Annotated in this window: 24 protein-coding genes and 1 pseudogene; 11 read left to right on the plus strand and 14 right to left on the minus strand. The window is 73.7% G+C overall.

What is annotated here, in order from left to right; all coding sequences use genetic code 11:
- The 3 genes from ACFXHB_RS04060 to ACFXHB_RS04070 all read right to left on the minus strand — a co-directional run bounded on the left by ACFXHB_RS04060 (position 1) and on the right by ACFXHB_RS04070 (position 5275).
- Complete coding sequence (locus ACFXHB_RS04060) at positions 1 to 3738, minus strand: hypothetical protein (RefSeq protein WP_380571899.1); 3738 nt, start codon at positions 3736 to 3738, stop codon at positions 1 to 3.
- A gap of 187 nt (positions 3739 to 3925) precedes the next feature.
- Positions 3926 to 4375: a peptidase inhibitor family I36 protein gene (locus ACFXHB_RS04065; protein ID WP_380571900.1), complete on the minus strand. Its 450-nt coding sequence runs from the start codon at positions 4373 to 4375 to the stop codon at positions 3926 to 3928.
- A gap of 444 nt (positions 4376 to 4819) precedes the next feature.
- Complete coding sequence (locus ACFXHB_RS04070) at positions 4820 to 5275, minus strand: MerR family transcriptional regulator (protein ID WP_380571901.1); 456 nt, start codon at positions 5273 to 5275, stop codon at positions 4820 to 4822.
- Between the two features lie 93 nt (positions 5276 to 5368).
- Between ACFXHB_RS04070 and ACFXHB_RS04075 the strand changes: the two genes are divergently transcribed.
- Positions 5369 to 6196 (plus strand): oxidoreductase, encoded by an 828-nt coding sequence (locus ACFXHB_RS04075; protein ID WP_380571902.1) that lies wholly within the window; start codon positions 5369 to 5371, stop codon positions 6194 to 6196.
- 217 nt (positions 6197 to 6413) lie between these two features.
- Positions 6414 to 7205, plus strand: a complete 792-nt coding sequence (locus ACFXHB_RS04080) for a maleylpyruvate isomerase N-terminal domain-containing protein (protein ID WP_380571903.1) — start codon at positions 6414 to 6416, stop codon at positions 7203 to 7205.
- A 172-nt stretch (positions 7206 to 7377) separates the two neighbouring features.
- Here the strand turns inward: ACFXHB_RS04080 and thpR are convergent, their stop codons facing one another.
- From thpR to ACFXHB_RS04100, 4 genes are all read right to left on the minus strand, one after another.
- Positions 7378 to 7980 carry an RNA 2',3'-cyclic phosphodiesterase gene (thpR, locus tag ACFXHB_RS04085; RefSeq protein ID WP_380571904.1) on the minus strand — a complete coding sequence of 201 codons (603 nt, stop codon included), beginning with the start codon at positions 7978 to 7980 and terminating at the stop codon, positions 7378 to 7380.
- 202 nt (positions 7981 to 8182) lie between these two features.
- The gene (locus tag ACFXHB_RS04090) at positions 8183 to 8464 is read right to left on the minus strand and encodes a hypothetical protein (protein ID WP_380571905.1); all 282 of its coding nucleotides are present in this window, start codon (positions 8462 to 8464) and stop codon (positions 8183 to 8185) included.
- A 317-nt stretch (positions 8465 to 8781) separates the two neighbouring features.
- Positions 8782 to 9444, minus strand: coding sequence for a response regulator (locus ACFXHB_RS04095; protein ID WP_380571906.1), 663 nt, complete (start codon positions 9442 to 9444; stop codon positions 8782 to 8784).
- On the minus strand, positions 9441 to 10730 hold the full coding sequence (locus tag ACFXHB_RS04100; protein WP_380571907.1) for a sensor histidine kinase: 1290 nt from the start codon (positions 10728 to 10730) through the stop codon (positions 9441 to 9443). Before ACFXHB_RS04100 ends, ACFXHB_RS04095 begins: the two co-directional genes overlap by 4 nt.
- A gap of 358 nt (positions 10731 to 11088) precedes the next feature.
- Here ACFXHB_RS04100 and ACFXHB_RS04105 point away from each other — a divergent pair, with 358 nt between their 5' ends.
- Positions 11089 to 12579, plus strand: a complete 1491-nt coding sequence (locus tag ACFXHB_RS04105) for an alpha/beta hydrolase family protein (protein ID WP_380571908.1) — start codon at positions 11089 to 11091, stop codon at positions 12577 to 12579.
- A 150-nt stretch (positions 12580 to 12729) separates the two neighbouring features.
- Here the strand turns inward: ACFXHB_RS04105 and ACFXHB_RS04110 are convergent, their stop codons facing one another.
- Positions 12730 to 14016 (minus strand): MFS transporter, encoded by a 1287-nt coding sequence (locus ACFXHB_RS04110; RefSeq protein ID WP_380571909.1) that lies wholly within the window; start codon positions 14014 to 14016, stop codon positions 12730 to 12732.
- A gap of 55 nt (positions 14017 to 14071) precedes the next feature.
- Between ACFXHB_RS04110 and ACFXHB_RS04115 the strand changes: the two genes are divergently transcribed.
- Positions 14072 to 14839, plus strand: coding sequence for an AraC family transcriptional regulator (locus ACFXHB_RS04115; RefSeq protein WP_380571910.1), 768 nt, complete (start codon positions 14072 to 14074; stop codon positions 14837 to 14839).
- A 225-nt stretch (positions 14840 to 15064) separates the two neighbouring features.
- On the opposite strand, the gene ACFXHB_RS04120 is transcribed toward ACFXHB_RS04115, so the two are convergent.
- The gene (locus ACFXHB_RS04120; RefSeq protein WP_380571911.1) at positions 15065 to 15424 is read right to left on the minus strand and encodes a winged helix-turn-helix transcriptional regulator; all 360 of its coding nucleotides are present in this window, start codon (positions 15422 to 15424) and stop codon (positions 15065 to 15067) included.
- A 51-nt stretch (positions 15425 to 15475) separates the two neighbouring features.
- Here ACFXHB_RS04120 and ACFXHB_RS04125 point away from each other — a divergent pair, with 51 nt between their 5' ends.
- The gene (locus ACFXHB_RS04125) at positions 15476 to 16363 is read left to right on the plus strand and encodes an NAD(P)-dependent oxidoreductase (protein ID WP_380571912.1); all 888 of its coding nucleotides are present in this window, start codon (positions 15476 to 15478) and stop codon (positions 16361 to 16363) included.
- Between the two features lie 112 nt (positions 16364 to 16475).
- On the opposite strand, the gene ACFXHB_RS04130 is transcribed toward ACFXHB_RS04125, so the two are convergent.
- Positions 16476 to 17480, minus strand: a complete 1005-nt coding sequence (locus ACFXHB_RS04130) for a hypothetical protein (RefSeq protein WP_380571913.1) — start codon at positions 17478 to 17480, stop codon at positions 16476 to 16478.
- 87 nt (positions 17481 to 17567) lie between these two features.
- Positions 17568 to 18314: a class I SAM-dependent methyltransferase gene (locus tag ACFXHB_RS04135; RefSeq protein ID WP_380571914.1), complete on the minus strand. Its 747-nt coding sequence runs from the start codon at positions 18312 to 18314 to the stop codon at positions 17568 to 17570.
- A 291-nt stretch (positions 18315 to 18605) separates the two neighbouring features.
- Here ACFXHB_RS04135 and ACFXHB_RS04140 point away from each other — a divergent pair, with 291 nt between their 5' ends.
- The 5 genes and pseudogenes from ACFXHB_RS04140 to ACFXHB_RS04160 all read left to right on the plus strand — a co-directional run bounded on the left by ACFXHB_RS04140 (position 18606) and on the right by ACFXHB_RS04160 (position 22366).
- Positions 18606 to 19727: a serine hydrolase domain-containing protein gene (locus ACFXHB_RS04140; RefSeq protein WP_380571915.1), complete on the plus strand. Its 1122-nt coding sequence runs from the start codon at positions 18606 to 18608 to the stop codon at positions 19725 to 19727.
- Positions 19728 to 19822: 95 nt separating this feature from the next.
- Positions 19823 to 20593 carry a MerR family transcriptional regulator gene (locus tag ACFXHB_RS04145; RefSeq protein ID WP_380571916.1) on the plus strand — a complete coding sequence of 257 codons (771 nt, stop codon included), beginning with the start codon at positions 19823 to 19825 and terminating at the stop codon, positions 20591 to 20593.
- 159 nt (positions 20594 to 20752) lie between these two features.
- Complete coding sequence (locus ACFXHB_RS04150; RefSeq protein WP_380571917.1) at positions 20753 to 20992, plus strand: hypothetical protein; 240 nt, start codon at positions 20753 to 20755, stop codon at positions 20990 to 20992.
- 186 nt (positions 20993 to 21178) lie between these two features.
- A pseudogene (locus ACFXHB_RS04155) lies at positions 21179 to 21592 on the plus strand (VOC family protein); the annotation flags it as partial.
- A 78-nt stretch (positions 21593 to 21670) separates the two neighbouring features.
- Positions 21671 to 22366 (plus strand): 2-phosphosulfolactate phosphatase, encoded by a 696-nt coding sequence (locus ACFXHB_RS04160; RefSeq protein ID WP_380572041.1) that lies wholly within the window; start codon positions 21671 to 21673, stop codon positions 22364 to 22366.
- Between the two features lie 170 nt (positions 22367 to 22536).
- Here the strand turns inward: ACFXHB_RS04160 and ACFXHB_RS04165 are convergent, their stop codons facing one another.
- Both ACFXHB_RS04165 and ACFXHB_RS04170 read right to left on the minus strand, forming a co-directional pair.
- Positions 22537 to 23223, minus strand: a complete 687-nt coding sequence (locus tag ACFXHB_RS04165; protein WP_380571918.1) for an excalibur calcium-binding domain-containing protein — start codon at positions 23221 to 23223, stop codon at positions 22537 to 22539.
- Positions 23224 to 23603: 380 nt separating this feature from the next.
- Positions 23604 to 24653: an ALF repeat-containing protein gene (locus tag ACFXHB_RS04170; RefSeq protein ID WP_380571919.1), complete on the minus strand. Its 1050-nt coding sequence runs from the start codon at positions 24651 to 24653 to the stop codon at positions 23604 to 23606.
- Positions 24654 to 24939: 286 nt separating this feature from the next.
- On the opposite strand from ACFXHB_RS04170, the gene ACFXHB_RS04175 reads away from it, so the two are divergent.
- Complete coding sequence (locus ACFXHB_RS04175) at positions 24940 to 25371, plus strand: helix-turn-helix domain-containing protein (protein ID WP_380571920.1); 432 nt, start codon at positions 24940 to 24942, stop codon at positions 25369 to 25371.
- 140 nt (positions 25372 to 25511) lie between these two features.
- On the opposite strand, the gene ACFXHB_RS04180 is transcribed toward ACFXHB_RS04175, so the two are convergent.
- Positions 25512 to 26114 carry a ClpP family protease gene (locus ACFXHB_RS04180; RefSeq protein ID WP_380571921.1) on the minus strand — a complete coding sequence of 201 codons (603 nt, stop codon included), beginning with the start codon at positions 26112 to 26114 and terminating at the stop codon, positions 25512 to 25514.

Here is a 26114-nt window from a genome sequence, read left to right on the forward strand (position 1 = left end):
TCAGCCGGTGGCCGGCCGGAAGAGCCAGTGGAGCCGGGCGGTGCCGGTTCCGGGCCGGGTGACGGTGACCACGTCGACCGTGCTGCTCCGGGTGAGGTCGAGGTGCTCGAAGGGGCTGGTGAAGTTGGTCAGCAGCGTCCCGTTCGGGCCGTCCGGGGTCCTGCACCACAGGTAGCCGTCGTCGTTGGGGCGGAAGGCGCCCATGGTGACGAAGTCGCCGTTCTGCGGGTCCCGCGGGTGGGCCGCCGTCGAGTTGACGTACTGCCCGCCGTAGACCAGGTAGCCGCAGGTGGAACTGCCGCTCGGCCCCGCGGAGATCATGCCGAACTGATGGTTGTCCCCGTGGGAGTCCGGGGCCAGGTACACCGGGAACGGCGCCGGCTCCAGGTCGTCGACCGCGAGTGCCGGGGCCGAGCCGCCGGCGTCCGTCGCGACGATCTCGATCAGATCGGTGCCGTCCTGAACGTCCTGGAGGAACCAGCGCTGGTTGGCCGAGCCGTCCCAGTCACGGGCCACCACGCCCTGGCCCGGGCCGAGGTCCGTGAGGAACTGCCGGGTCTGGTAGTTCACCAAGGTGTAGGTGCCGTCGCCCTGGTAGGCCCGGGCCCAGAGCTGGTCGAGCGCCGCGCTCGGCCACAGCACCGTCCGCGCGTCACGGGCTCCGCCCTCCTGGCCCAGGTAGCGGCCGGCGAACGGCGCGTGCGGGTGGAACAGGCGGAAGTAGCCCGGGTGCTCGGGGTCCTCGGTCAGGCTGAACACCTGCGAGGACGGGTCCCGCCGGCTGATCGGCTGGTCGTTGACCGCGTGGTCCGTCCTGCTGACGGGACCGGCCACGTTGGTGGTGGCGGCGTTGCGCAGCAGGACCTGGTTCGGCCTGGGCGGCTCCGCCGTGTCCGTGGGCGTCGGCGCGTTGGGCAGGCCGCTCAGGGTGTAGACGACGGGGTAGTGGTCCGACGCGTCGAGGTTCTGCCGTTGGACCCCGGTGACGGAGGGCCCCTGGGCGGTGGGGACGACCGCGTAGTCGAGGACCCGCCGGGTGCCGTTGGCGATCCGGTCCACCGGGTGCGTCGGCTGGGTCGGCGCCTGGACGGTGAGGGTGCCGCCGATCGCGGTCTGCAGGCTGTCCGGCAGGCGGTTGTAGTCGCCCAGCGCGATCCAGGGCAGGTTGGCGGGCGCCATCTGGTCCCGGATGTTCAGCAGCAGCTGGGGGTCGTCGCTGCCGGAGCCCGAGCTCCCGTGCACCGAGAAGTAGGCGACGCCGTCGACGTTGACGCCGAGCGCGGGTCGCGAGTCGGTGCCGTCGCTGATCCTGCCCTCCCGGGTGGTGTACACGTTCTCCGCGGTCACCCGGGTGCGGCTGAAGACGGCGAGGTTGACCCGGCCCCACTCGTAGCTGCTGGTGTCCGTCCGCAGCCAGTACAGGTATCCCGTCGTCCGGGAGGAGCTGCCGATCCGGTACTCGCGGACGGGGACGACGAAGCCGTGGTTGTCGACGTACTGGGTGTTGGCGGTGTGGATCTCCTGGAGGAAGGTGGCTCCGCCGGGCGGGGCGCCGGCTTCCTGGAGGGTGATGATGTCGGCCTGCCCCTCCAGCGCGCTGCGCCCGTACAACCGCGGCAGGTCGTTGCTGTAGCGGCTGCCGTTGCCCTCGGGGGTCAGCGCGCCCTGCATGTTCCAGGTGGCCACCCTGCGGGTGTGGTTGTCGCGCGGGTCGAGCCCGCCGGTGTCCCGGAGGAACAGTGACGGCCGCTTGCCGACGTCGACGGGCACCACGCCGTTCCCGGTGTAGTCGAGGGTCTCCCGGCCGCCCCAGTCGGGGATGGCCTGGCCGTTCTGGCTCAGCGGCCGGAACCGGCCGGGGGCACCGTCGGCGGAGCCGAACTGGTAGGCGGTGCCGGTCTGCGAGCCGTAGGGCGCGTACGGCGCGTACGGCCCGCCGGGGGTGGTCTGCTTGACCATGGTGTTGTTGTGGAAGACGTTCTGCGGACCCGAGGAACCGGACCACTTGACCGCCTTGGGGCCGGCCGCCCACCAGATCGGGTACCACGTCCCCTCGTCGATCTCGCCGCCCTCGCCGCCGCAGTTGGTCTCGCACCTGCCCGACCGGTGCTCGTACGGGACCCGCAGGGTGTTCTGCTCGAACAGGTTGTCGTGCTCCCAGCCGCCGTGCAGGTTGAGGTCCGAGTCGAGGTCGTTGCGGAAGGCGACGTTGCCGCTGGCGGACCACTGGAAGGTGAAGTGGCGCAGGTTGCGGCTGAGGTTGTACGCGTACAGGGAGTTCCAGACGCGGCTGCCGCGCAGGTAGCCGTTGCCGCCCTTGCCCTTGTTCCAGGCACCGTCGAAGCTGTTGCGCTCGATCTGGAGGTTGCGGGCGTCCTCGGTCACGATCGGGTGCGAGCCGGTCATCTCGGCCCTCAGCCCGCGCGCCCAGTCGTTGGCGGCCCACTTGAAGACGATGCCGTGCATCGCGTACTCGGGCGCCATGTTGCCGTAGTTGTGCACGGCCTGGGCGGGGGTCGGGGCGTACGTGCCGCCGCCGAGCTTCGGCAGACCGGTCATGTCCTGGGTGAAGGCGAAGTTCTCGAAGCCGACGCCCTCGACCACCTTCAGCGGGGTGACCTTGCTGGGGTACGGCTTGTCGGCGAGCGCGGGCGAGCCGTCGGAGGTGGAGTCGACCGGGAGGTCCCACTCCAGTGGGCGGTCCAGGGTGACCGTCCTCGCCGCGGCGTCCACCGCGTTGAGCCGGAACATCTGCTGCCGCATGTGCAGGTTGTCCATCTGACCGCGGTCGGAGACGCCCTGCTGCTCGTAGAACTTGACGCTGTTGGCCGCGCCGACCCAGACGTAGCCGCCCGGGGAGAACTTCTTCATGTCGGCCTTGGCGTCCAGCTGCACGAGGTTCTGCCCCTGCCGGGCCGCCCAGCCGGGGTCGGCGGCCTGGGCGGCCACCTTGATGCCGGAGGCCCAGTGCTGGTTGACGCTGCCTTCGAAGATGTCCTTGCGGTTCGCCGGGGCCGCCGCCCAGTCGTCCTGGTAGCGGTCGGCGATGTCGCGGGTCTGGACGCGGAACAGACCGCGGCCCGGCCAGATCCAGCCGCCGGTGCCGACGTCGGCGCCGCTGCCCGCCTTCATGCTGTCCTGGTCCCAGCGGCCGTTGACCAGCGTGTCGTAGCGGGTGTTGACGTCCGGGCGGAACACCAGCCGGGTGCCGCCGTCGCCGGAGCCCTGGCCGCGGACGACGAGGTAGTCGGCGTCCACGTAGATCTGCCGGGAGACGTCGATCCGGCCGGCGGGCAGGGAGATGAGCGAGAGCCGGTCGAAGTTGGCGCCCGGCGAGCAGGTCGACTTGACGTCGTCGATCGCTCGCTGCAGGCCGGCGGAGTCGTCCACGCCGTCGTCGGCCCGCACGGCGTACTGGGAGGCGAGCCGGTCCGGGGTGACACGGCAGGCGCCGTCGTCGGTAAGGCTGCCGTCGTCCGGCAGGGGCAGGCCGCCGCGGTAGCCGGCCCGGGACCAGTCCGGCATCCCGGCGGGCGATCCGGTCCGGTTGGCGTAGCTCAGGTCCGGCCCTTCCGCGCCGGGACCGGCCGTCACGGCGGCGACGGGGGCCGCCGGGGCGTCGGTCGCCGTGACGTCGGTGCCCGCGACGGGGGCCGGGGCCGTGGCGGCGAGGGCGGGGAGGGTGAGGGTGAGCAGCAGGCCGCAGAGGAGCGCGGCCGTCGGTCGTCGGCGTTTCATGGGACCTCGTTTCCGAGTCGTGTGGTGCTCCCGGCACCGGGGACGGGCGCCGGGAGACCGTGGGAACGCCCCCGGCCACGTGCGGGGGCCGGGGGCGTTCGGAGGCCCGGCGTGGGGGCCCGGCGTGGGGGCCCGGCGTGGGGTGGACGGTGCGGGTGTTCGGACCGTTCCTGCCGCGCGGTGGCCGCTACGGGCAGTAGAAGCGCAGCGCGGAGATCCGGTCGTTGAGGTAGTAGTGGCTGCTGCTCGCGTCGTAGTCCGCCTTGGCACCCCACTGCCAGGACGAGGCGAAGTCGACCTGGGACGGGTGGAGCTCCCCGTACGGGTCGTCCCAGAACTCGATCTGGCACTGCGAGTTGTTCACCCAGGAGGACACCTGGTCGTTGGCCAGGTCACCATTGAGGAAATGCACCTTGGTGAGACGCACGATCTCCGTGTTGCCGCCGGCCGCGGGCGGGACGACGATCGCCTTCGAGCCCGTGCCGCCGCCGTTCTGGTAGAGGCACAGCGCCCACGCCGGGCAGCCGTCGTAGGGGGGATTGGCCGCGGACGCCGGCACCGCCGTGAGGAGCAGGACCGCCCCGGCGACAGCGCCGGTGACAACGGCAACGGCCGGCTTGAGGAATTTCAGGGCCACGGTGGAACTCGCCTTCCAGGACCGCCCGCGTCTTCGACCCGGGCCGGGTGACAGTGCTCATCAGCGGCGGGCCCGAGGCCCGGGCCCGCCGTACAAGGAGCGTGCGTCAGGGGGCCGCGCGGAGGCATCAGTCATCTGACTGCAAGGTCCGGCCGATCACCAACCGTGCGTCAGGCCTGCCGGCACTACGTCACAGGCCGGACCCGGTCCCCGAGGTCACCGACCTGGTCGGGCCGAGCGCGAACCCCAACGGCGCCACCCGTCCAGCACCCGACCGGCGCGGTCAGACCTTGCCGCCCGGCAGCTCCTCCCCACCGAACGCCCCTACCCGGCGAGCGACACGCGCACCGATCAGCCGTGCGGAGCGGGAGATGACGCTCCATCGGCGGGCGAGCGATGCGCACGCCCCGGGCCGGGGTCTTCGCGGCACGACCGGCGGATCGGTCAGGAAGCGCAGGCGCCCTGCTGTGAGCCCTGCTGAGAGTCCGCTCGGGCGTTGTCCGGGTGGGAGGGGTTCCAGAGTCGGTCGGCCTCGCCGCGGACGAGGTGGTCCTCGTAGATCCGCACCTTCTGCCGCATCACGGCCAAGGTCTCGTTCAACCCCTCGATCTGCGCCTCCACGTGGTTCGCGTGCCCGCGCAGCAACTCCAGCCGCTCGTGCTCGTTGCCCGGCCCCTGACGGACCAGCTCGATGTACTGCCGGATCGTCGCCAGTGCCATGCCCGAGGAGCGCAGCTTCGTACAGATCGCCAGCCACTCCAGATCTTCCTCGTGGTAGATCCGACGGCCGTTGGCCAAGCGGCGCACCGGGTTGGCGAACAGGCCCTCGCGCTCGTAGAACCGCAGTGCGTGAACGCTCAGCCCGCTGCGCTCCGCCACCTCACCGATGCCCAGGTCCATGGGCGACCTCCGTCACACCGCACTTGATCTAGACCCGACTCTAGCTTCTAGCGTTGGGCCGTCGGCCACCCGACCACCGAAACAGGGGAGAACATGAGCGTTTGGTTTGTCACCGGTGCCTCACGTGGGCTCGGCGCGGAGATCACCCGTGAGGCGCTGGACCGAGGACACGCGGTGATCGCGACGGCGAGGGACGCCGCGGCGGTGCTCCGGGCGTACCCGGTCAAGCCGGACGGGCTGCTGGCGGTGACCGCGGACGTGACCGAACCGGAGCGGCTGGCGGCCGCGGTGCAGGCCGGTCTGGCGGAGTTCGGGCGGATCGACGTGGTGGTGAACAACGCCGGTTACGGCCTCGTGGGCGCGATCGAGGAGGTGTCCGACAAGGCCGCCCGGGCCCTGTTCGACGTCAACGTGTTCGGTGTGCTCAACACCTTGCGGGCGACCCTCCCGACGCTTCGCGCGCAGCGATCCGGACACGTCCTGAACATCGGCTCCGTGGGCGGCTTCGCCACCGCTCCGGGCGTGGGCCTGTACGGCGCGTCGAAGTTCGCCCTCGAAGGCATCTCCGAGGCGCTGCACGCCGAGTTGGCACCGCTCGGCGTCCACGTCACGATCGTGGAGCCGGGGGGCTTTCGCACCGACTTCCTCAACGGCTCCAGCATGCGGGTCGAACCGGCCTCCATCGAGGACTACACCGCGGGTGCGGGGCCGGTGCGCGAGGCACTCGCCCAGAACGACGGCCGTCAGCCGGGAGATCCGAAGAAGGCGGCGAAGGCCGTCGTCGACGTCACCGAGGTCACCGAGCCTCCGCTGCGCCTGCAGTTGGGCGCGGACGCGGTCGAGCGCGTCGAGGCGAAGCTCGACCTGGTGCGGCGTGAACTCGACCGCTGGCGGCACGTGGCGGTCTCCACGGGCATCTGAGACGGCTGCCCCCGGCTCCCTCCGAGGGCCGGGTCGGCTGGGCAGGCCGCCGCGGCGGCCTGCCCAGCGGTCGTCGCGGAAGACGGCGGACGGGGCGACGGGTTCGCGGGCGCGTTCAGGGCACAGGCATCGCGGGACCGCCCTTCGAGAGCCCGCCCGCGACCGCGGCTGCGAATAATCGCTGTCCGATTGTCGGACACGGTGATAGAGATTCAGCGTGACAACGACACTCGCCTTCCCCGCTCTGCTGCGACTGATCGACGAACGGTCAACTGCTTTCCGCGCAGCGATCGCCGCCGCGCCCAGCCTCGACGTACAGGTGCCGACCTGCCCCGAGTGGACGCTGTTCGATCTGGCTCAGCACATCGGCGAGGGGCGCCGCGACTGGGCCGCCACCGTCGCCGCGGGGCCTGCTCCGGCCAAGTCCGTGGCGGCGGGCGCCCCGGCCGCGCCCCGGGAACGCGAGGCCCTGCTGGCCTGGTTGGCGGAGTCCACGGAGCAACTGGTCGACGCCCTGCGGGAGGCCGGCCCGGATCGCGGTTGCTGGAACTGGTGGGAGACGTCGCAGTCGCCGCAGACCTCCGGCACCGTGGCCCGGCACCAGCTCCTGCAGTTCGCGGTGCACACGTACGACGCCCAGATCACCATAGGCGCCCCGCAGCCGCTGCCGGCCGAGGTGGCTCTCGACGGTGTCGAGGAGTTCCTGTCCACCTGTGTCGCGACGACGAGTGCCTGGCCGCACAAGCCCGCCACCATCGACTTCCACGCCTCCGAGGGCCGTTCCTGGCGCCTCTCGCTCTCCGCCGACGGCGCACGGACCGCCCGCCTCCCCGGGACCGGCACCCCGCCGGCCACCGGCCAGGCCCCGGACGCGGCCACCGCCTCCGCTCGGGGCACGGCCGACGAGCTCGTCCTCATCCTGCACGACCGCATCCCGTTCGACTCCGTGGAGCTCGACGGCGACCGGACCCTCTTCGACCAGCTCAGCGCCTGGGACCCGACCGAGTAGGACGTGACGACGCGCCACCTCGTACGCCGCGGGGCCTGCCTCCCGCCAACGGCCACCACCACGCCGTGGTGGCCCCGGGGCCACCGGGGGCAGGCCGTCACGGTTGCGAAGCGGCTGCCGACGCGGCGGCTCACGAGCCGTTCGGCGCGCCCGATCGGCTTCTGACGCACCGTCAACTCTCGGTGCCGTCCATCGCCGGCGTGCCCAGCGGCCACGCCTCGATGTCGCGGTAGTGGATCGGCCCGGGCCCGCGTCCGATGTTGCTGCCGACCAGATGGAGCCGTTCGGTCCACCACGGCCGGCCCGCGAACTCGCTGAGCGCGGCCGCGACCTGCGGCACGCTGGTGGGATCGTCGCGGCGGGAGCGCGCCAGGGTCAGATGGGGGTGCAGCGGGCGTTCCCTGAACCCGATACCGCAGGACCTCACCAAGTCCCGGACGTCGGCGGCGAGCAGGTGCAGTCCGTCCAGGTCCCCGTCGATCCCGGTCCACAGCAGTCGGTGGTCGAAGTGGCCGCCGCCCCGCAGTCCCAGGCGCAGCCCGGTCCGCGGCGCCGCCAGGCCGGCCAGCGCCGACCGCAGTGGCGGCACCGCCGTGGACGGCAGCTCGCCGAGGAAGGCCAGGGTGATGTGCCAGTCCTCGATCCGGTTCCACCGCAGCCTCGGGTACCCGGCGTAGGCGGGCCCCAGGGCCCGGGCCAGCTCGTCCTTGGCGTCGTCGGGCGGAGCCAGCGCCACGAAGACGCGCCGGGTCGGGGATTCGGGGTGATCGTCCACGAGGGGGCAGGTTAGCCGAGGTCAGGCCGCCCACGCCCGCCCGCCCCGGCCATGCGCTGACGCACCTGGCCGGCCCCGGGGCCGCTGCCGGACTCCTGACGGGCCGGCGCGAACGGCCGGTGCGAACGAGCCGGCGCGTACTGGCCGGGGGGGGTGGGAAGCGACGGGTGCGACGTCCCACCCCCCGGTGCCCGTCCCGGGGTCAGTTGACGAAGTAGCTGAACCCGACCGTCGCCGCGGTCATCCCGGGTGCGATCTCCCTCGTCACCGGCCCCTGACAGTTCGCCGCGGAGTGCACCAGGACCGTCGCGTCCGTGAGGTTCTCCACGAGGACCGGCGACAGGCTCGGGTAGCACCCCCGCGCCGGGTTCTGATGCGTCACACCGTTCACCACCAGGACCCCCGTCGCCGCCTGCGCGGGCACGGCGAGCGCGAGCACTCCGGTGGCGGCCAGCATTCCGACGACTGCGATTCGACGACGCATGACGTGTTCTCCCTGTTCCGAGGGCGCACAACGGATGACGGCGCCCTTCCGGGGCAGGGATTCCCCCCGCCGTCCCGTCCGTCCCGAAACCCCCACCGCAATCCCCCGAACCGCCGACCTCCGGTCGCCGGTGCCCGTGGTCGAGGCGTCACCGGACGTGGCGACGATCGCGCAGCGGCCCGTCGCCGGGCCGGCGGGCCCGTCGCGACCGGCTTTCGGCACGACGGCCGTCGCGCTGCCCGGCCGGGCGAGGGCCTCGGTCGGCCGCGAGGACCTCGGCCGACCGGGCAAGGTCCTCAGCAGGCCGGGCGGTGGCGTCATGCCGGATGGATGAGGCGGCTCTCGTAGGCGAAGATCACGGCTTGGATCCGGTCACGGAGTTCGAGCTTGTGCAGCAGCCGCCCCAGGTGGGACTTCACGGTCGCCTCCGCGAGGTGGAGGGTGGCCGCGATCTCGGTGTTGGACAGACCGCGGCCCACCTGGATCAGCACCTCAAGCTCGCGGGGGGTGAGCCGTCGCAGCCGCTCGTCGCCGCCGTTCTCGCCGCCGTCGGGGATGTGCGGGCGGAAGCTCTCCAGCAGGAGGCGGGTGATCCGCGGGGAGACCACCGCGTCGCCCGCGGCCACGTTGCGTATCGCGGTGAGCAGCTCCTCCGGCCTGGTGTTCTTCAGCAGGAAGCCCGAGGCCCCCGCGTTGAGCCCGGCGAAGGCGTATTCGTCGAGGTCGAAGGTGGTGAGGATCAGCACTCTGCTCTGCGGGGAGGTCCGGACGATCCGGCGGGTCGCTTCGATCCCGTCGGTCCCGGGCATCCGGACGTCCATCAGGACGACATCGGGCCGCAGCTCCCGGACGAGGCGCACGGCCTCGGCGCCGTCGGCGGCCTCGCCGACCGGTGCCATGTCGGGCTGGGCCTCCAGGACGGTGCTGAACGCCATCCGGAGCAGCGCCTCGTCGTCGGCGATCAGGATGCGGATCGTCATGCGGACGCCTCCCCGGCGCTGCCGAGGTCGAGGCGGGTGTGGACTCCCCAGCCACCGCCCGGGAGCGGCCCGGCCCGCAGCTCCGCTCCGTAGGCGGCCGCGCGCTCGCGCATGCCGGGGATGCCATGGCCGGACGGGGTGGCGCCGGACGGTGGCGGGCACGGGCCGCTGTCGGTGACGTCCACGGTGACGGCCTCGGCCGAGCACCGCACCAGGACCGTCGCGTGAGTGCCGGCGGGGGTGTGTTTGAGGGTGTTGGTCAAGGCTTCCTGCACCAGGCGGTAGACGGTCAGTTGGGCGGTGGCGGGAACGCGGGTGTCGCCGCCGTGGAGTTCGAGGCGGGTCGGCAGCCCGGCCGCGCACATCTGGTCGGCGAGGGCCCGCAGCTGGGCGATGCCGGGCAGCGGGTGGCGTTCCGCGTCCGGTTCGTCCGTCCGCAGGACGCCCAGCGAGCGCCGCATGTCGGTCAGGGCCTGCCGGCCCGTCTCGGATATCTGCAGCATCGCGGCAGTCGCCTTCTCGGGCGACCGGTGCTGCGCGTAGACGGCGGCGTCGGTGAGCGCGACCATGACGGACAGGTTGTGGGTGACGATGTCGTGCATCTCGCGGGTGATGCGTGTCCTCTCCTCGGCGACGGCCAGCCGCGCCTGCTGTTCCTGTTGCTGCTCCAGGCGGGCGGCCCGTTCCTCCACGGCCGCCAGGTAGGCACGCGTGGTCCGCACGTTCATCCCGAGGACGGCGGCGGCGACGGCCATCGCGGTCACCGCGACGAACGGGGTCAGGAACGCGCCGTCCGCCGTCCAGCGCAGGCAGGCCAGGAGGACCCCCGCCTCCACGACGGCACCGGCGACCAGCGTGGCGCGCCGCCCCGCGTTCGCGGCCACCGTGTAGAGCGCCACCAGCAGGGCGACGGCCGCCGGCAGTTGGACGTCCGTCAGCCACTGGACGAAGGCCGCGACCGCCACCAGGCAGAACACGACGAGCGGCGCCCGGCGCCGCCACAGCAGGGGCAGCGCGAGCGCGGCCGTCAGCGCGAGCGCCACCGGCAGCCCCGGCGCCGGGCTCGTGGTCACGATGTTGACGAGGAGCAGCACCGGGAGCAGCGCGTCCCACACCAGGGGTGGCAGCCGGGAGCCCCAGCGCCGGGCGGCACTCATCGGCCCGGCCGCCCGCACGGGGGGCGGGTCGGCGTACCGCGTCGGCCGCCCGACCGTCCACGTCCGCGGCGCCCCGCCCGGGTGGCGCACCGGACGGGCCCTGCCGGTCGCCGCGGCTGCCTCGGTCATCACACCTCCCTGTCGGTTCGGCCTCGTGGTGACCCCGGTCGGGGCCACCACCGCGCGCGGCCGGGGCCGGGTCGAGCGCGGGGACGACGGACCCGCGCTGCCCGGCACCTACCGCAGCCCTGTCACGGTATGCCGCGGTCCGGCGGGAGCACATGAGTCCACGGTCTGACGGCAGCGGGCCGGAATACGACCGCAGGAGGAGTCCCGGTACCTCCCGTGGGAGCAACCCGGCCGCTGACCGGGCGTGTTCGCTTGCGACTCCGGTCGCACCAACGCTGTCGCCGGGGTGCGACTCCGGTCGCACGGGGGCACGGCCCCGATTGCCACTCCCGTCGCAGACGCCGGCGACCCGGGATCGATGTGGCGGCGCGTGCCCCGCGCCGACGATGAGCGGGTGACCGAAATCATCCCGGGACCGCACATGTCCCCCCTGGAGATCCTTGCCCTGCTGGGCGCTCTCGCACTGCTGGTGGCCCGCTGGCTGCCGCCCGCCGCCCGACCGCCCGTCACGATCGCGGCGGCAGCGGCCTTCGTCCTGCCGACGGCTGTGCTGACCGTGCTGGGGCTGCGCTGGCAGATGCTGCCGGTACTGGCGGGCGGCGTCCTCGCGTTGCCGTTCGCCGTCTCACCGCTGATCCGACGCCGCGCCGGCCGGCCGGCGCGGCGCGCCCGGTGGTGGCTGGCGCTGCCGGGATCGCTGCTCTGCGTCGTGCTGACCGCCACCGGCCCGGCCGCCGCCTGGGCCTTCCCCGTCCCCGTGTTCCCGGAGCCGACCGGTGACTTCGCGGTCGGTACCCGCGTGCTGCAGTGGACCGATCCGGACCGAGCCGAGACCGCCACCCCCGAACCCGACGACCGGCGCACCGTCGTGGTCCAGCTCTGGTACCCCGCGCAGAAGAGTCCCGCGGGAACGCGACGGGCCCAGTACCTCGGCCGCACGGAGCAGGAGGCGCGCACCGTCTCCGACGCCCTCGCGCGCTACGCCGGCCTCCCCGACTTCCTGGTCGACGGTGTCCCGCGGGCCCGTACCCATGCGGTGCCGGACGCCCCGGTGGCGGCCGGCGGCGGGCGGTTCCCGCTCGTGCTGTTCTCCCCCGGACTGGGGGGCGTGCGCACCCAGAACACCGCCTGGGCGGAGGAACTGGCCAGCCACGGCTACGTGGTCGCGGCCCTGGACCACCCCTACGACTCCGCCGCCGTCGTACTCACCGACGGCCGGACGATCGGCACCGAGGTGGGCTCCACCGGCGACGACGAGGAGGACAACAGGCGAGCCGCCGAGACGGCGGGCATCCGCGCCGCGGACCTCGGCTTCGTCCTCACCCAGCTGGACCGTCTGGACCGGGGCGGGGCCGACGGCCCGCTGACCGGCCGGCTGGACACCGGACGGGCCGCGGTGACCGGCCACTCGCTCGGGGGCGCCGCCGCCCTGCGAGCCGCCCGCCAGGACCCCCGGTTCGCCGCCGTCATCGACCTGGACGGCTACCCCCGCGACCCCACCCCGCTCCCCTACCACCAGCCGGCGCTCGCGCTCACCCAGGCCATCGGCCCGGGCACCGACGCGCGCTACCTGCCCCGTCTCACCGAGGTCCTCAAGCTCAGCACCGCGACGAGCTACCGGCTCACCGTCCCCGGCGCCGCCCACCTCACCTTCACGGACGCCCCGCTGTACCTGCCGCCCGTGCCCGCGATGGTCGGCTCCCTGGGCCGCACCGAGAGCCAGCGGGTCGTCGCCGCGACCACGCTCGCTTTCCTGGACGCCACCCTGCGGCACCAACCCGGTGACCTGGCCGGCGCCCTGTCCGCCTACGGCGAGCTCACCGTCCACCGCCCGGGCGACAGCCGCTGATCCGCACCCCCGCGAGGACCGGCCCGCGCGTCTCCCGAGTCCTCGGCAGCGTCAGGGGGCTCTGACCGGCCCGGAGTCACCGGTGGTGACTCCGGGCCGGACCATGGGACGCGCCTTGTGGACCTCGCCGGGCCCACGGGTCCCGGCCCGTCAGGAGGACGCCAGGACATGGCGGTCGCGGCTCGCGCCGAAGGCCGCGACGGTCTGCGCGACGAGCACGGCCAGCAGCACGGCGACCGGCAGCGACCATCCCCCGCTCGCGGAGTGCAGCAGGCCGAGACCGAGCGGGCCGAGGCAGGCGATGAGGTAGCCGATCCCCTGGGCCATCGTCGAGAGCCGGCCGGTGTGGTGCGCGTCGGGCGAGCGGGCGACGATGTAGCCGAGGGCGAGACCGAGGGCGAGGCCCTGGCCCAGTCCGAGGGCGGTCATCCAGAGGTAGGCGCCCGACACGGGCGACGTGAGCAGGCCGACGAAGCCGGCAGCGCACAGCAGCGCGGCCGCCGAGGGCGCCAGGAAGGCCGGGCGCAGACGCTGGTGCAGCCAAGGGGCCGCGAAGGACGCGGCCATGCCGGGGAAGCTGGAGAAGGCGAGCATCCATCCGGCCTGGCTGCCGCTCATGCCGTGGTCCCGCAGGAGCGTCGGCAGCCAGGAGAGGACCGCGTAGTAGCCGAGGGACTGCAGACCCAGGTACAGGGTCACCGCCCAGGCGGTCCGGTCGCGCCACAGCGCCCCGAGGGTGGGTGCGGCGGCATCGGCTCCTCCTCGCTCCACCGGCCGCTGTCGCCGGCGGTCCGGGGAACGCCGGCCCGGCACGAGCAGTTCGGGAAGCCAGGCGAGAGCGGCGACGAGGGACGGGACCGCCATCAGCGCGAGCACCTGCCGCCAACCCCAGCCGGTGCCCGACTCCAGCGGGACGACCACGCCCGCGGCGAGCGCGGCCCCGCCGGACAGGGCCAGGGAGTAGCAGCCGAGCATCAGCCCGGCGCGGCCGGCGAAGTCGTGCTTGACGAGCTGCGGCATGAGGACGTTGCCGACCGCGATCGCCGCACCGGCGATCAGGGTGCCGCCGAACAGGGCGAGCACTCCGGGGACCGAGCGCAGCACGATGCCTCCGGTCAGCGCGAGCAGCGCGTACCAGAGCAGGTGGTGGGGTCCGAAGCGGCGGGTGAGCCGGGGCGCGAGGAACGCGAACGCCCCGAAGCAGACGACCGGCACCGTCGAGAGGGCTCCACCGCCGAACGAGGAGAGGTGCTCGTCGTGCTCGACCTCCGCGAGGACGGGGGACAGGGAGGCGACGGCGATGCGCAGGTTCAGCGCGGCCAGGCCGAACGCGACGGCGGCTCGTACGGTGCGTGCCCCGACCGGTCCGGAACGGGACGGCTGCCGGGACGCCGACGGGTGGGCCGCTGGGGCCTGATGGGTCACTGGGCTGTTCATGCCGTCCACTCTCGGGCGGAGCCGGGACGGCGGGCTACCGATAGGATGCCAATCCATGAGGGAAACCCGCCATCTTGATCGCGCGGAACGCGGCCGCATCGCCCTGGCGCACGGACAGCGGCTGCCCACCCATGCCCACGACCGCGGCCACCTGGTCTATCCGGCCACCGGCGTCCTGTCCGTGACCACCGCCGGGGGGACGTGGATCGCTCCGCCGACCCGGGCGGCGTGGACTCCCGCGGCTTTCGAGCACCACCACACCGCGCACGGCGACGCGGACATGCGGATCCTGTTCCTGTCCGACGCACTCGCCGCCCGGCTGCCCGCGCATCCCGCCGTGCTCACCGTCTCCGGGCTCGCCCGCGAAGCCCTGCTCGCCCTCACGGCCGAGGAGGCGGACACCGACGGGCGGACGCCGGAGGCCGTCGACCGACTGCACGCGGTCGTCGTCGACGAGCTCACCGCGGCGCCCGAACAGCCGCTGCACCTGCCCGAGCCGGCCGACGACCGGCTCCGGGCACTGACCGGCATCCTCTACGCCGACCCCGCCAATCAGCAGACCCTCGCCGAACTCGGCGCACGCGTCGGGGCGAGCGAGCGCACCCTCAGCCGGCTCTTCGGCCAGGAACTCCGGATGAGCTTCCATCAGTGGCGCACTCAGCTCCGCGTCCACCACGCGCTCACCCGCCTCGCCGCGGGGAAGTCCGTCACCGACACCGCCCTCGCCTGCGGCTGGGCCAATCCGACGACCTTCATCGAGGCTTTCGCCACTCTCGTCGGAGAGACCCCAGGCCGCTACCGCACCCGCCAACTCAGCAGCTAGGGATACCGGTTCTGCAACGGTGGCCAATGTGGCGGTACGTCAAATTCTGATCCTTGGTGACCCGTCTCCCGTAGTGGACGGGGCAGGCCACCCGTGGGGCACGGGTCGGGGACGACCGGGCCGGGAGCGGAGCCGGGAGCGTACCCACCTATTAGTGCGTACTGGGCAGGCCGGTGCGCGGCGGGCAAGCTTGATCCCAGCGAGGCGGAAGGAGATGACGGCAGGTCAGGAGGCCGAAAGTTCCGCCGGCTCGGCCGCCAACCGGTCGAGGCGTTCGTGGCCCCAGTCGGAGACGGGGCCCAGCGCCACGGAGAGGCGCAGGCCGAAGTCGGTCAGGGAGTAGACGGTCTTCAGTGGGAGGACGTCGTGCACCTCGCGGTGCACCAGACCGTCGGACTCCATCTCCCGCAGCGCCTGGGTGAGGACCTTCTCGCTCAGGCCCGGCATCCGTCGGCGCAGTTCGGCGGGCCGGTGCGGACCGGCCTCCAACAGCCAGAGCAGCGACGTCTTCCACTTGCCGCCGATCACGGAGATCGCGGCCGTCACTCCGCAGACGTTCGGGTCCACGGCCCGCCTTCGCGTCATCCTCGCCCCCTCGTTCTCGATGTCCACCACCATGTCTACAGGAGCTGAAGTATGTCCACCAACCACGTGCAGTCCACCGTCACCGTGCTCGGCCTCGGGCCGATGGGCCGTGCCCTGGCCGAGGCCTTCGTCGGGGCCGGGGTCCGAACCACCGTCTGGAACCGGACGCCCGGGCGGGACACCGAACTGGTCGCCAAGGGGGCGGTGAGTGCCGCATCCGCCGAAGAGGCGGTGGCGGCGAGCGAGTTGGTCGTCGTCTGCGTGGTGAACTACGACGCCTCCGACGCCGTGCTGCGCCGCGAGGAGGTCGCCGCCGCGCTCCGGGGCCGGACGGTGGTCAGCCTGACGGCCGACTCGCCGGAGCGCGCCCGGGACACGGCCGCCTGGGCGGCGGCGCACGGCCTCGATTACCTGGACGGCGCCATCATGACCCCGGCCCCGAGCATCGGCACGCCGGAGGCCGTGTTCATCCACAGCGGCCCGGCGGAGCTGTACCGGCGGCACCAGCCGGTGCTGGCCGCCCTGGGCGGTACGCACACCCACCTCGGCGAGGAGATCGGCCGGGCCGCCGGGTTCGACATCGCCCTGCTGGACATCTTCTGGACGGCGATGGCCGGGTACGTGCACGCGTTGGCACTGGCCAAGGCGGAGGGGATCAGCGGGCGGGAGCTGGCACCGTTCGCCCAGGGCATCGGCGCGATCCTCCCGCCGCTGTTCACCGAGTTCGCCGAGGACTTCGACAGCGGCAGCTACTCGGGCGCGATCAACCCGCTCACCTCGGGGGTCTCCACGATGGCTCATGTCGTGCACACCGCCGAGTCGCACGGGATCGACTCCGGCGTGATGCGCGCGGCGGAGGGACTGGTCCGCCGCACCATCGCGCTCGGCCACGGCGCGGACGGCGTGAGCCGCCTCGCCGAGGTGCTCGGCCGACGCTGACCTCCAGCGGGGCGGGGCGGGGCGGGCACGGCTGCGGGCCGGCCCGCCCCCTCGCGGTCGGTGCCCCGGGCGGCGCACGGACACCGACCTGCCCGGGCGCGGCCGGACCGGCTCAACGGCGCGGCGCCCCGCGCCTGGTGAAGGGAGCCGACAGTCGGCGGACCACCGACCGGCCCGGCCGCCCTTCCTCGGCGACCGCCGCCCGGCGCATCTCCTCCCACCCGCCCGTGCTCCTGCCCCGGTACCTCGGGTCCCGTCGGGCGGCGCACGCCTCCAGGAGCTCGACCAGGCGACGGAACAGGTCCTGGTCGAACGGCACGGACCTGCCCTCGGACCAGGAGCGCAGGGTCCGCCCGGTGAAGTCCGCCGGCGGGCTCGACCGGCGGCCGAGAGCGACGGTCTCCGCCACGGACTGCCCGGACGCGGCCAGCAGCCTCCCCAGTTCCTCCGCCAGGATCCTGCCGGCCGTCGGATCCCCGAGGGCCGTGTCCACCTCGGGCCCGGCCACCGCCCCGACCGGCGGAAGGCGGCGCGACGGGTACAGACCGAAGCTCCCTTCCTCGGGAATCCGCACCGTCCCCGCCCGCCCGGCGCACACCCAGTGGAGGTCCACCCGCCAGCGGACCTCGTCCCGCGTGGAGGTCCATCTCACGCGGAGCTGCTCCGGGTCGTCGAGGGACACCTTGAACGGGAAGTCCGCTTCAAGAGGCCTCAGTTCGGGATCGTCCCGATCGAGATCGCCTTCGAAGGGGCGCACTTGGAGGATCCCATCGGCAACGGACGAAACGCGCACCTGGCGGGGTGGACGACGGGAGAGGACGACAGGTCGCAGGTCTCTCAGGATCGCCGCCTGCGCGCTGCGGCCCTCGACGAGGATCTCCAGGACGGGGGAGTTCGCCAGCAGGCTGTCCTGCTCGTCGCCCTCCCCGACGAGCACCCCGTCGTGCGTGAGCCAGCGCCACGTGACCGTGACCGGCACCTCCGGGACGGGATCCCGGCCGGGGGCGCCGGGGACCTGGACGGTGACCTGCCCGGCCTGGATGAACGTGCCGTGCACCTCGATGTCCGATGCGTGGTTGCTGGTGTCTCCGGTGCCCTCGGGGCCCTTGTCCTCCATGCCCGACCATCGTAGGGCGGATCCGCCGGCGGGGCGGGCGTCCGGACGAATCCCCGGGAACCGGTGCTCGGCATGACCGGCGGGCGCTCAGCCGCCCGGCCGGCCGCCCGCTGCCGCTGTCGCGGCGACCACGAACCAGTCGGCGGGCAGCGTGACCCGGGTGCCGTCCGGGTGGGACTCGCTCATCGCGAGGTCCGTCCCGCCCTGGTCGAGGATCTCCAGCCCGGCGGTGCGCAGCAGTTCGGGCAGCTCGCCCGGCGCGACCTCGGCCGGGCGCAGTTCGTGCTTGCGGACCTGGCGGAGCCCCTCCGGCGGGCCGCCGGGCCGGTCGGCGACCTGCTGGAGCACCGCCTTGGCGGCGGCGGTCGGCTCGACCACGAAGCCGCGGCCGCGCCGGCCGAGCAACAGGGCGACGGCGGCCGCGACCGGTGCCCGGTCCACCGGGTCGCTCTGGTGGAGCACCGCCCGCAGGTAGACGTTGGCCTCGCCGAGCCGGTCGCCGAGCCGTCGCACCCCCACCAGGTCGGTGAGGCTGAGCTGTTCGAACTCGGCCGCCCCGTCCCGGTCGGCCCGACGGGCGTGTGCCACGGCCGAGGCGGACAGGTCGACGCCGACCGCGCGCGGGAAGACCCCGGCCAGGTAGCGGGTCTGGGTGCCGTTGCCGCAGCCGAGGTCGACGATCGGCAGCGTGCGGTCGACGTGGGCCGTGAACAGGGCGAGGTGCGGGGCCGCCGTCAGCGTCGGGTCCGCGTCCCAGAACGGCTCGCCCTGCTCGCCCGTGCTCTCGGCCCAGAACCCCTCCCAGGCGCGTGCGTAGCGCTCCGAAACACTCATCATCAGGTCCCTCACCGTGTGCCGTGGGCGTGATCACCAGCCTCCCTACCGGCGCCTGCCTCGCCGGAAACCGCGCGGCCGGATCCCTTCACAGCACGTTCGACCCCGGGCAGCGAAACCACCGGTTCGGTGGATCCCGGACGGTGCGACGTTGACAAGTGGCCCGGTCAACACGGTCTCCCCGAGGAGGGCTGTGAGCCGGATCACCCTTGAGGTTGACCTCGGGTCAGGGTGGAGGCTCGTCACCACGGCACAAGGCCGGGCAGCACCGACCCCGAGGAGCGAACCACCATGTCACCCATCACCCAGCACGAGGACCGCCCGGAGCTGCGGGCGGCGCTCCAGGAGATCGTCGACTCCGGCGTCACCGGCGTGTCGCTGCGCGTCCACGACGAGCGGGGCCAGTGGGTCGGCAGTGCGGGGCTGCGCGAGCTGGGCGCGGCCGGCGAACCGCCGGTGGACGGGCACGTCCGGATCGGCAGCAACACCAAGACCTTCACCGCGACCCTGGTCCTGCAACTGGTGGCCGACGGACGCGTCGGGCTGGACACCCCGGCGGCCGATTACCTGCCCGGGTACGGGCTGGACCGGCGGATCACGGTACGGATGCTGTTGCAGCACACCAGCGGGGTCTTCAACTTCACCGGCGAGGTCTACGACGACGGGACGATCGTGCCCGGGATCACCTCCACCATCGCGGGCAAGGAGTGGGTGGACAACCGGTTCAGGAGCTATCCGCCGGAGGAACTGGTGCGGCTCGCCCTGTCCAAGCCGGCGCGCTTCGAGCCGGGGGCGGGCTGGAGCTACTCCAACACCAACTACGTGCTGGCCAGGCTGCTCACCGAGAAGGTCACCGGGCGCTCGTGCGCGGAGCAGACGCGGGAGCGGATCCTGGGGCCGCTCGGCCTGTCGGGCACCGTCCTGCCGGGCACCTCGCCGGAGCTCCCCGCACCGTACGCCCACGCCTACTACCGCTACGAGGACGGCGGCCGGCAGACGACGGTCGACGTCACCCGCCAGGACCCCTCGTGGATCTCCGCCGGCGGGGACATGATCTCCACCACCCTTGACCTCCACACGTTCGTCTCCGCACTGGCGCGCGGTGAGCTGCTGCCCGCCCCGCTGCTGGCGCAGATGTGCGTGCCGCACCCCGAGAGCGGCTTCGGCCTGGGGCTGCGCGTGCAGGAGGTGGGGCCCGACGGCGGCACCGTCCTGTTCCACAACGGCGGCCAGGGCGGGCACGCGGCGCTGATGTACAGCACGCCCGGCGGCGGCCGGACCCTGACCGCCGCGCTGAACTACGTGGACGACGCCGCGATGTCCCTGGCCGGGGCGTTCCAGCAGGCGCAGCAGCGGCTCGTCGACGCGGTGTTCGGCGGTGGGCGCACCGAACAGGCCCGACCGACGGGCTGAGCGCCCGGGAGCCGTCCGCCCGCCGTCCGCCGGTCGCGCCTGCGGCCGGTGGCGGGCCGGGCGCACGAAGCCCCCGCGCGCGGGAGGATGTGCGGATGAACGGAGTAACGATCGGGCAGGCGGCGGCCTTCGTCGACATCACCGTGAAGACGGTGCGGCACTACCACAAGCTCGGCCTGGTCGAGGAGCCGGAACGCGACACCTCCGGCTACCGGCGGTACGGGTCAGCCGAGTTGTTGCGGCTGGTGCAGGTCAGGACGCTGGCCGGCGCCGGAGTGCCGCTGGCCGGGATCAAGGCCCTCCTGGACGCGGACGCCGCCGAGTTCGCCGCCGCGCTCACCGAGGTCGAGCGGCAACTCAACGACCGCATAGCGGAGCTGACCGCACGGCGGGACACCCTGCACCGGCTCGCCGACGGCGACCGGGCCCTGCTGCCCGACCGTGCGGTGGCGTTGCTGGCCCGGATGGCCGGCCTGGGCTTCACCGCGGACGAGGTGGCGACGACCAGGGAGGGCTGGGTGCTGGCCAGGGCCCTGGTCCCGGAAGGCTTCGACGACTATCTCGACCAGGTCGAACAGGCCGCGCTGGACACCCGGTTCCTCGCCCTGCTCAAGCGCGGCATCGAAGCCGCCGACTGGGACCCGGACGACCCGCGCATCGCCGAACTCGCCACCGCCATGGCCGACCACTACCTCGCCAACCCGGCACGCCTGAAGACCGTGACCGGCCTCCAGGCCCGCACCGAGACCGCCGCCCGCTACCGGCTCATCAGCCGCTTCGGCAATCAGTCACCGGCCGGGGCCCGGCTGGCGGATCTCCTGGAGGCCAGGCTGCGCGCCGCTGGCGTGCGCATCCCGCGCCCCTGACGGCGGGGGCGGCGGCCCAGGAGGGGTAGGACGGCCCGGCCGCGCAGGAGGGGTAGGGCGGCCCGGCCGCGCACGAGGCCCGGTCGCCCCGTCTGGCCGCCCACCCGATCAGCCCGGCCCGCCACCACGCCCTTCGACGCCACGGGGACCGGGCTCCAGGTGACCCTGGCCGCCCTCGCCCCGCTCACCGCGGCCGTCGCGACCTGGCCCCTCCTCCTCCTGCTCACCGCCACCGCGGCCGTGTTCGTCTCCGCCGGCAGCAACGCCGTCCTGTCCTTGCGCGCCGCCGGGAGCGTGCCGCCGCACCACCGCCCCACCGCCATCGGGCTGTTCGTCCTCCGCTACCAACTCGGCAGCGCGCTCGGGCCCGCCCTGGCGGCCCTGCTCGTCCTGCGGTAGCGGCACCCCGGGGCCACGACCGGCCCGGCCTCCGTCAGCCCTGGGCCGCGGATCCGCCGTGAGCACCCACCGGACCGCCGCTTCCATCTGATTGATCGTCAGAAGTATTCCCACCAAAGGGAGTCGGCCCCGCCGGGACATCGAAGGACCGCTCACCCACGAGGGCCCGATGGCGCGCCCGGGAAGATCCTGGTCACCTTCGACTGCGCGGACCCCGAACGCGTCGCGCGCTTCTGGTGCGAGGTGCTGGGGTACGTCGTACCGCCCGCGCCGAAGGGGCACGCGACGTGGGACGACCGCCGGCAGTCACTGCCTCCCGAGAAGCGGGGTGCGGCGTTCGCCTGCGTGGATCCCACCGATGAGGGCCCGCGGTCGTACTTCCAGCGCGCCCCCGAGGGCAAGGTCGTCAAGAACCGGGTGCACCTCGATGTGCGGGCCGGCCTCGGACTCGTGGGTGCGGAGCGGCTGGCCGCGCTGGAGTCGGAATGCGCACGACTGGTCGCGCTCGGCGCGGTCCGCGTCCAACTGCTGCCCGCCGATGGGGAGTACGAGTCCTGCGTCGCGATGCAGGACATCGAGGGGAACGAGTTCTGTCTCGACCGAGGCTCGGCCAGGGCCTCGGGTGAGATGGATCACCTCCCGCCCCCGTCGGACGGGGCGTGCGCGATCATGGCCGCCATGGACGCTCGTTACCTCGGCATCGCCGAACTGGTCGAAACTCCCTCCGTGGCGGTCGTGGTGGACGTCATGCGGGCCTTCACGGTGGCCGCCTGGGCGTTCGCCCAGGGCGCGGAGCGGATCGTTCTCGCCGAGTCACTGGACGAGGCCCTGGCCCTGAAGGCCCGCCACCCCGACTGGGCGGCGCTCAAGGACGGGCCGCCCGCTCCCGGGTTCGACGGCGTCAACTCGCCGGCCCTGCTGCGGTCCGTCGACCTCGCCGGCCGGACCGTGGTGCAGAAGACCACGGCGGGGACGGTCGGCGCCCTCGCGGTGAAGAACGCGTCGCTGGTGCTGTGCGCGAGCTTCGTGGTCGCGGAGGCGACGGCCCGACTCCTGCGCGACCGCGACCGCGTCACGTTCGTGGTGACCGGCGAGGACGGCCGGGCCGACGAGGACCTGGCGTGCGCCCGGTACATCGCCCGCAGGGCTACCGGATCCGCGACGGATGCCGCCGAGTTCCTCCGCCGCGCCGAGCGTTCGCGGGCCGCCGGTGAACTGGCGGAGGGGGTGCGCCAAGGTGCCCATCCCGATGACGTCGCCCTCTGTCTGGAGCTCGACCGGTTCCCCTTCGCCATGGTGGCGACCCTGGAGGACTCGCTGATGGTCCTCCGTCCGCGTGCCGTGCCCGCACCGACCGACGAGCCCTCGGCCTGATCTCCGGGCAGGTCCGGCTCCCGCCGCAGCGGGATCCTCGTCCGGTCGGCCGAGCCGCACCGGCCGTGCGTCCCGCCGCTGGTCCGGGACGGCGGGACGTACGGGGGCCCGGTCACGTGCCGGGCCCCGGTCCGCAGGTGGCGCGTCCACGCTCGGCGCGCCCTCGCGGCTCAGCGCTCGCAGGCGACGCCGTCGTTGTCGGCGTCGAGCCCGGCGCGGTAGCCCGGGTCACCGCGGTGCAGCGGCGCGGCACCGGCCGCCTTCGCGGCGGCGCAGTTCTTGTAGTAGGCCGCCGCCGGGGCCTGGGTCGTCGGATCGGGCTCGCCGGCGGGGGGCTTCGGTGTGGTGACCGGCGGCTTGGTCTCCAGGACCGGCGGCTTCGGCGGCGCGGGGACGGCTGCGGGGGTGGTGGGCGCGGCGGGCGCGGGTGCCGGGGGCGCGACGGGCGGCGTCGGGCTGGGCGCGGCGGGCGGCTCGCTGACGGCGCTGGGCTCCGGCGCGACCGGGGCCGGGGCCGGCGGGGTCGTCTCGGCGGGCGCGGGGGTCGGCGTGGGCGCGGGGGTCGGCGTCGCGGACTCGGCGGGGGCGGTGGTGGAGATCACCGGGGCCGGGAGGTGGCCGTCCTGCTCGGCCTTGGGATCGTTGGTGGATCCGATCAGCACCAGCAACCAGATGGTCGCCAGACCCGTGACGGCGATCTTCGCGCCCTTCGTGAGCCGCTTGGACCGCCACGCCCACAGTGCCCCGAGCGGCGGGACCAGCCAGAGGGCGAGCACCCGCAGGGTTATCTGCCCCTTGGTGCGCGGGGGCAGCGGCACCGCGCCGGGCGCGGCGGAGTAAGGATGGGTCGAGTTCACACGGATTCCCCGGGTCAAGATCACAGACGGTCGGCACACAGTGTGCACCAGCCGTGAACGGTCCCGGGCCTGGGGTCCACCGACCGGGCACCCCAGGCCCACCGGACCACGCCCGGCCTCCGCCCGCTCCCCGCCCGCCGGCCCGCCCCGCGGCGAAGCCCCCGCACCACGCGGGCAGTTCCCGTTCCCCCCTGACCCGTTCCCCCATGACTCTCCCCCTGTACGGGAACCCACTCTAGGACGTGGGTCAACGCGCGGGATCCCGGGGCTCGGTGGGGTGCCACGGACGGGCCGCCCGCACGCGCGCGGCCGCGACGCGGTACCGCGCCGGAACCGGTGCGCCGGCCGGTGCGCGCTCCGCACCGGCCGGCGGAGGGTGATCAGGCCTGCGAGCGGCGGCGCGAGGCGACGACCGCGCCGGCGCCCAGCACGACGGCCGCGGCGGCGGCGCCGCCGAGCTCTCCGAGCGGGGCGCTCTCACCGGTGGCGGCCAAGGTGCCACCGGCGGCGGCCCGGCCGGCCGTGGTGGAGGTGACGGTCGTGGGCGTGCCGGCCGTCACCGAGGCGGGCACCACGGTGGTGGTCGAGCCCGCGGCGACCTGGGCGGCCACCTGGGCGGGGACCACGGTGGTGCCCCCCTGTGCGGCGCCCGACGTGCCCCGCGCGGCCTCGGCCGCGGCCTTCGCGGCGGCCTCGTCCTCGGCCCGGGCCGTGAACTGACCGACCTTCAGGAACTCCCGGACATCGGCGATCGTCCCGGACATCGCGGCGCCGGCGGCCTTGCGCACCGCCGGGCCACCGCGCGACATGATCTGGCTCAGCAGGACCCGGTCGTCGTCCTCCCGGAACCGCGCCAGCTCCGTCTTCAGGAACCGCTCGACATCCGCGGCCGACCCCGCCAGCGCCTTCTCCGCACCCTCCCGCACACCCCGCCCGCTGATCGGGTCGTCCAGGATCCGCTGCGCCTCGGCCCGGTTCTCGTCCTCGGCCCGGGCCGTGAACTGACCGACCTTCAGGAACTCCCGGACGGCGTCGAGGGTGCCCGCGTCCAACACGGCGGTCACGGCCTTCTGGAAGACCGGACCACTGCCGTCCATGAGCCGCAGGACCGCGATCCGCCCGTCGTCCAGGCGGATCTTCTCCACCTCCACCGCGAGGAACCGCGCCCGGTCCGCGGGGGTCCCGGCGAGGGCGATCGCCGCGTGCTCGCGCAGGTAGTTGCTCGGGGCCGTGACCAGGTAGTCGTTCGGGTACACGAGCAGCTTCTCGATCGCCGCCCGGTTCTCGTCGTCCACCCGGGTCTCACCCGGATCGGTCTGCTCCTGCCCCGCCGGGGCGGTGTCGGCGAACGCCGGGGCGGCCCCCAGAGCGACGGGTGCGGCGGCCGTGGCCAGGAGAGCGGCAGCAGCGAGCGAACGACGGATCTTCAACGGTCCCCCGGGGTTTGAGTGCGCATGAGACCGCCGCACCTTCACGGCGACGGTCGGCCGAGTGATCGTATAGCAAGCATCCCCCCGGCAGGCGAACACTTTTTCGTCCGCCCCAGCCTTCGGCGGTCGTCCCCCCGGGCTCCCGGCGCCCCGCCCCGGGGAAGGTGGCGGCGGGGCCGGGTGACGCGGCCGGCCGGGCGGTCCGCGCCGGTCGCCCGGTGGCGGCTTCACTGAGGGCAGAACGACGCTCCCTTCCCACAGCCCCCCGGATGCCTAGGCTGAAGGGGTGAGCACCCATGCCCCGAACGAAGCCCGCGTCATCCCCTTGCGCCCGCAGGCCTCGCCGCCCGCGCCCGGTGGCACGACCCGCCCGCCGCAGCGACCGGCGGGAGCGCCCCAGCCGGCCGCGCCGAGGGAGCCCCTGTGGCGCGACGTCGTCGGCGATGTCCTGCGACGCGAGCGGCTCGCCCAGGAGCGCACGCTGAAGGACGTCGCACAGACGGCCCGGATCTCGGTGCCGTACCTGTCGGAGCTGGAGCGCGGACGCAAGGAGGCCTCCTCCGAGGTGCTCGCGGCCGCTGCCCGGGCCCTCGGGTTCGGCCTCGGCGATCTGCTCTCGCTCGCCCAGGACGAGCTGGCCAGGTACACCCCGCGGCGGGTGGGCCCCGGTCGTGCGACGCCCACGGCACGGTACGACGGGCTCTGCCTCGCCGCCTGAGCCGGCGGGTCGGTCCGCCTCGCCGCCCGAGCCGGCGGGCCGGTCCGGGCCCTGGTCCCGGCCGCTCCGGGTTGGGTGGCGGTGCGCCCCGCCACCCAACCGGACCGGCCGAACGGGAGCCGGCCCCCGCCGCGCGGGGGTCAGGCGAGCAGCGACCGCCGGCTCAGCACCTCGTCGGCGATCCCGTAGGCGACGGCCTCCTGCGCGGTGAGCACCTTGTCGCGGTCCATGTCCGCGCGCAGCGCCGCCGTGTCGTGCCCCGTGTGCCGGGACAGGACCTCCTCCACCTGCGACCGGATGCGGACCATCTCCTTCGCCGCCAGGCTGAGGTCCGAGACCGTGCCCTGCCGGCCGCCGCTGGCCGGCTGGCCGAGCAGCACCCGCGCGTGCTGGAGCACGAACCGTCGCCCCTGGTCCCCGCCGGCCAGCAGCACCGCCGCCGTGGAGGCCGCCTGGCCGACGCAGAAGGTGGCGATCGGGGCCTGCACGAACGTCATCGTGTCGTAGATCGCCATGAGCGAAGTGAACGACCCGCCGGGCGAGTTGAGGTAGATCGAGATCTCCCGCTCCGGGCTCTCCGACTCCAGGTGCAGGAGTTGCGCGATGACCACGTTGGCGACCCCGTCGTCGATCTCGGTGCCGAGGAAGATGATCCGCTCGTTCAGCAGCCGGCTGAAGACGTCGTAGGACCGCTCGCCCTGCGCGGTCCGCTCGATGACGTAGGGAACGGTGTAGGACCCCAT

Source organism: Kitasatospora sp. NPDC059327 (assembly GCF_042752535.1).
In the GTDB taxonomy this organism is placed as follows: domain Bacteria; phylum Actinomycetota; class Actinomycetes; order Streptomycetales; family Streptomycetaceae; genus Kitasatospora.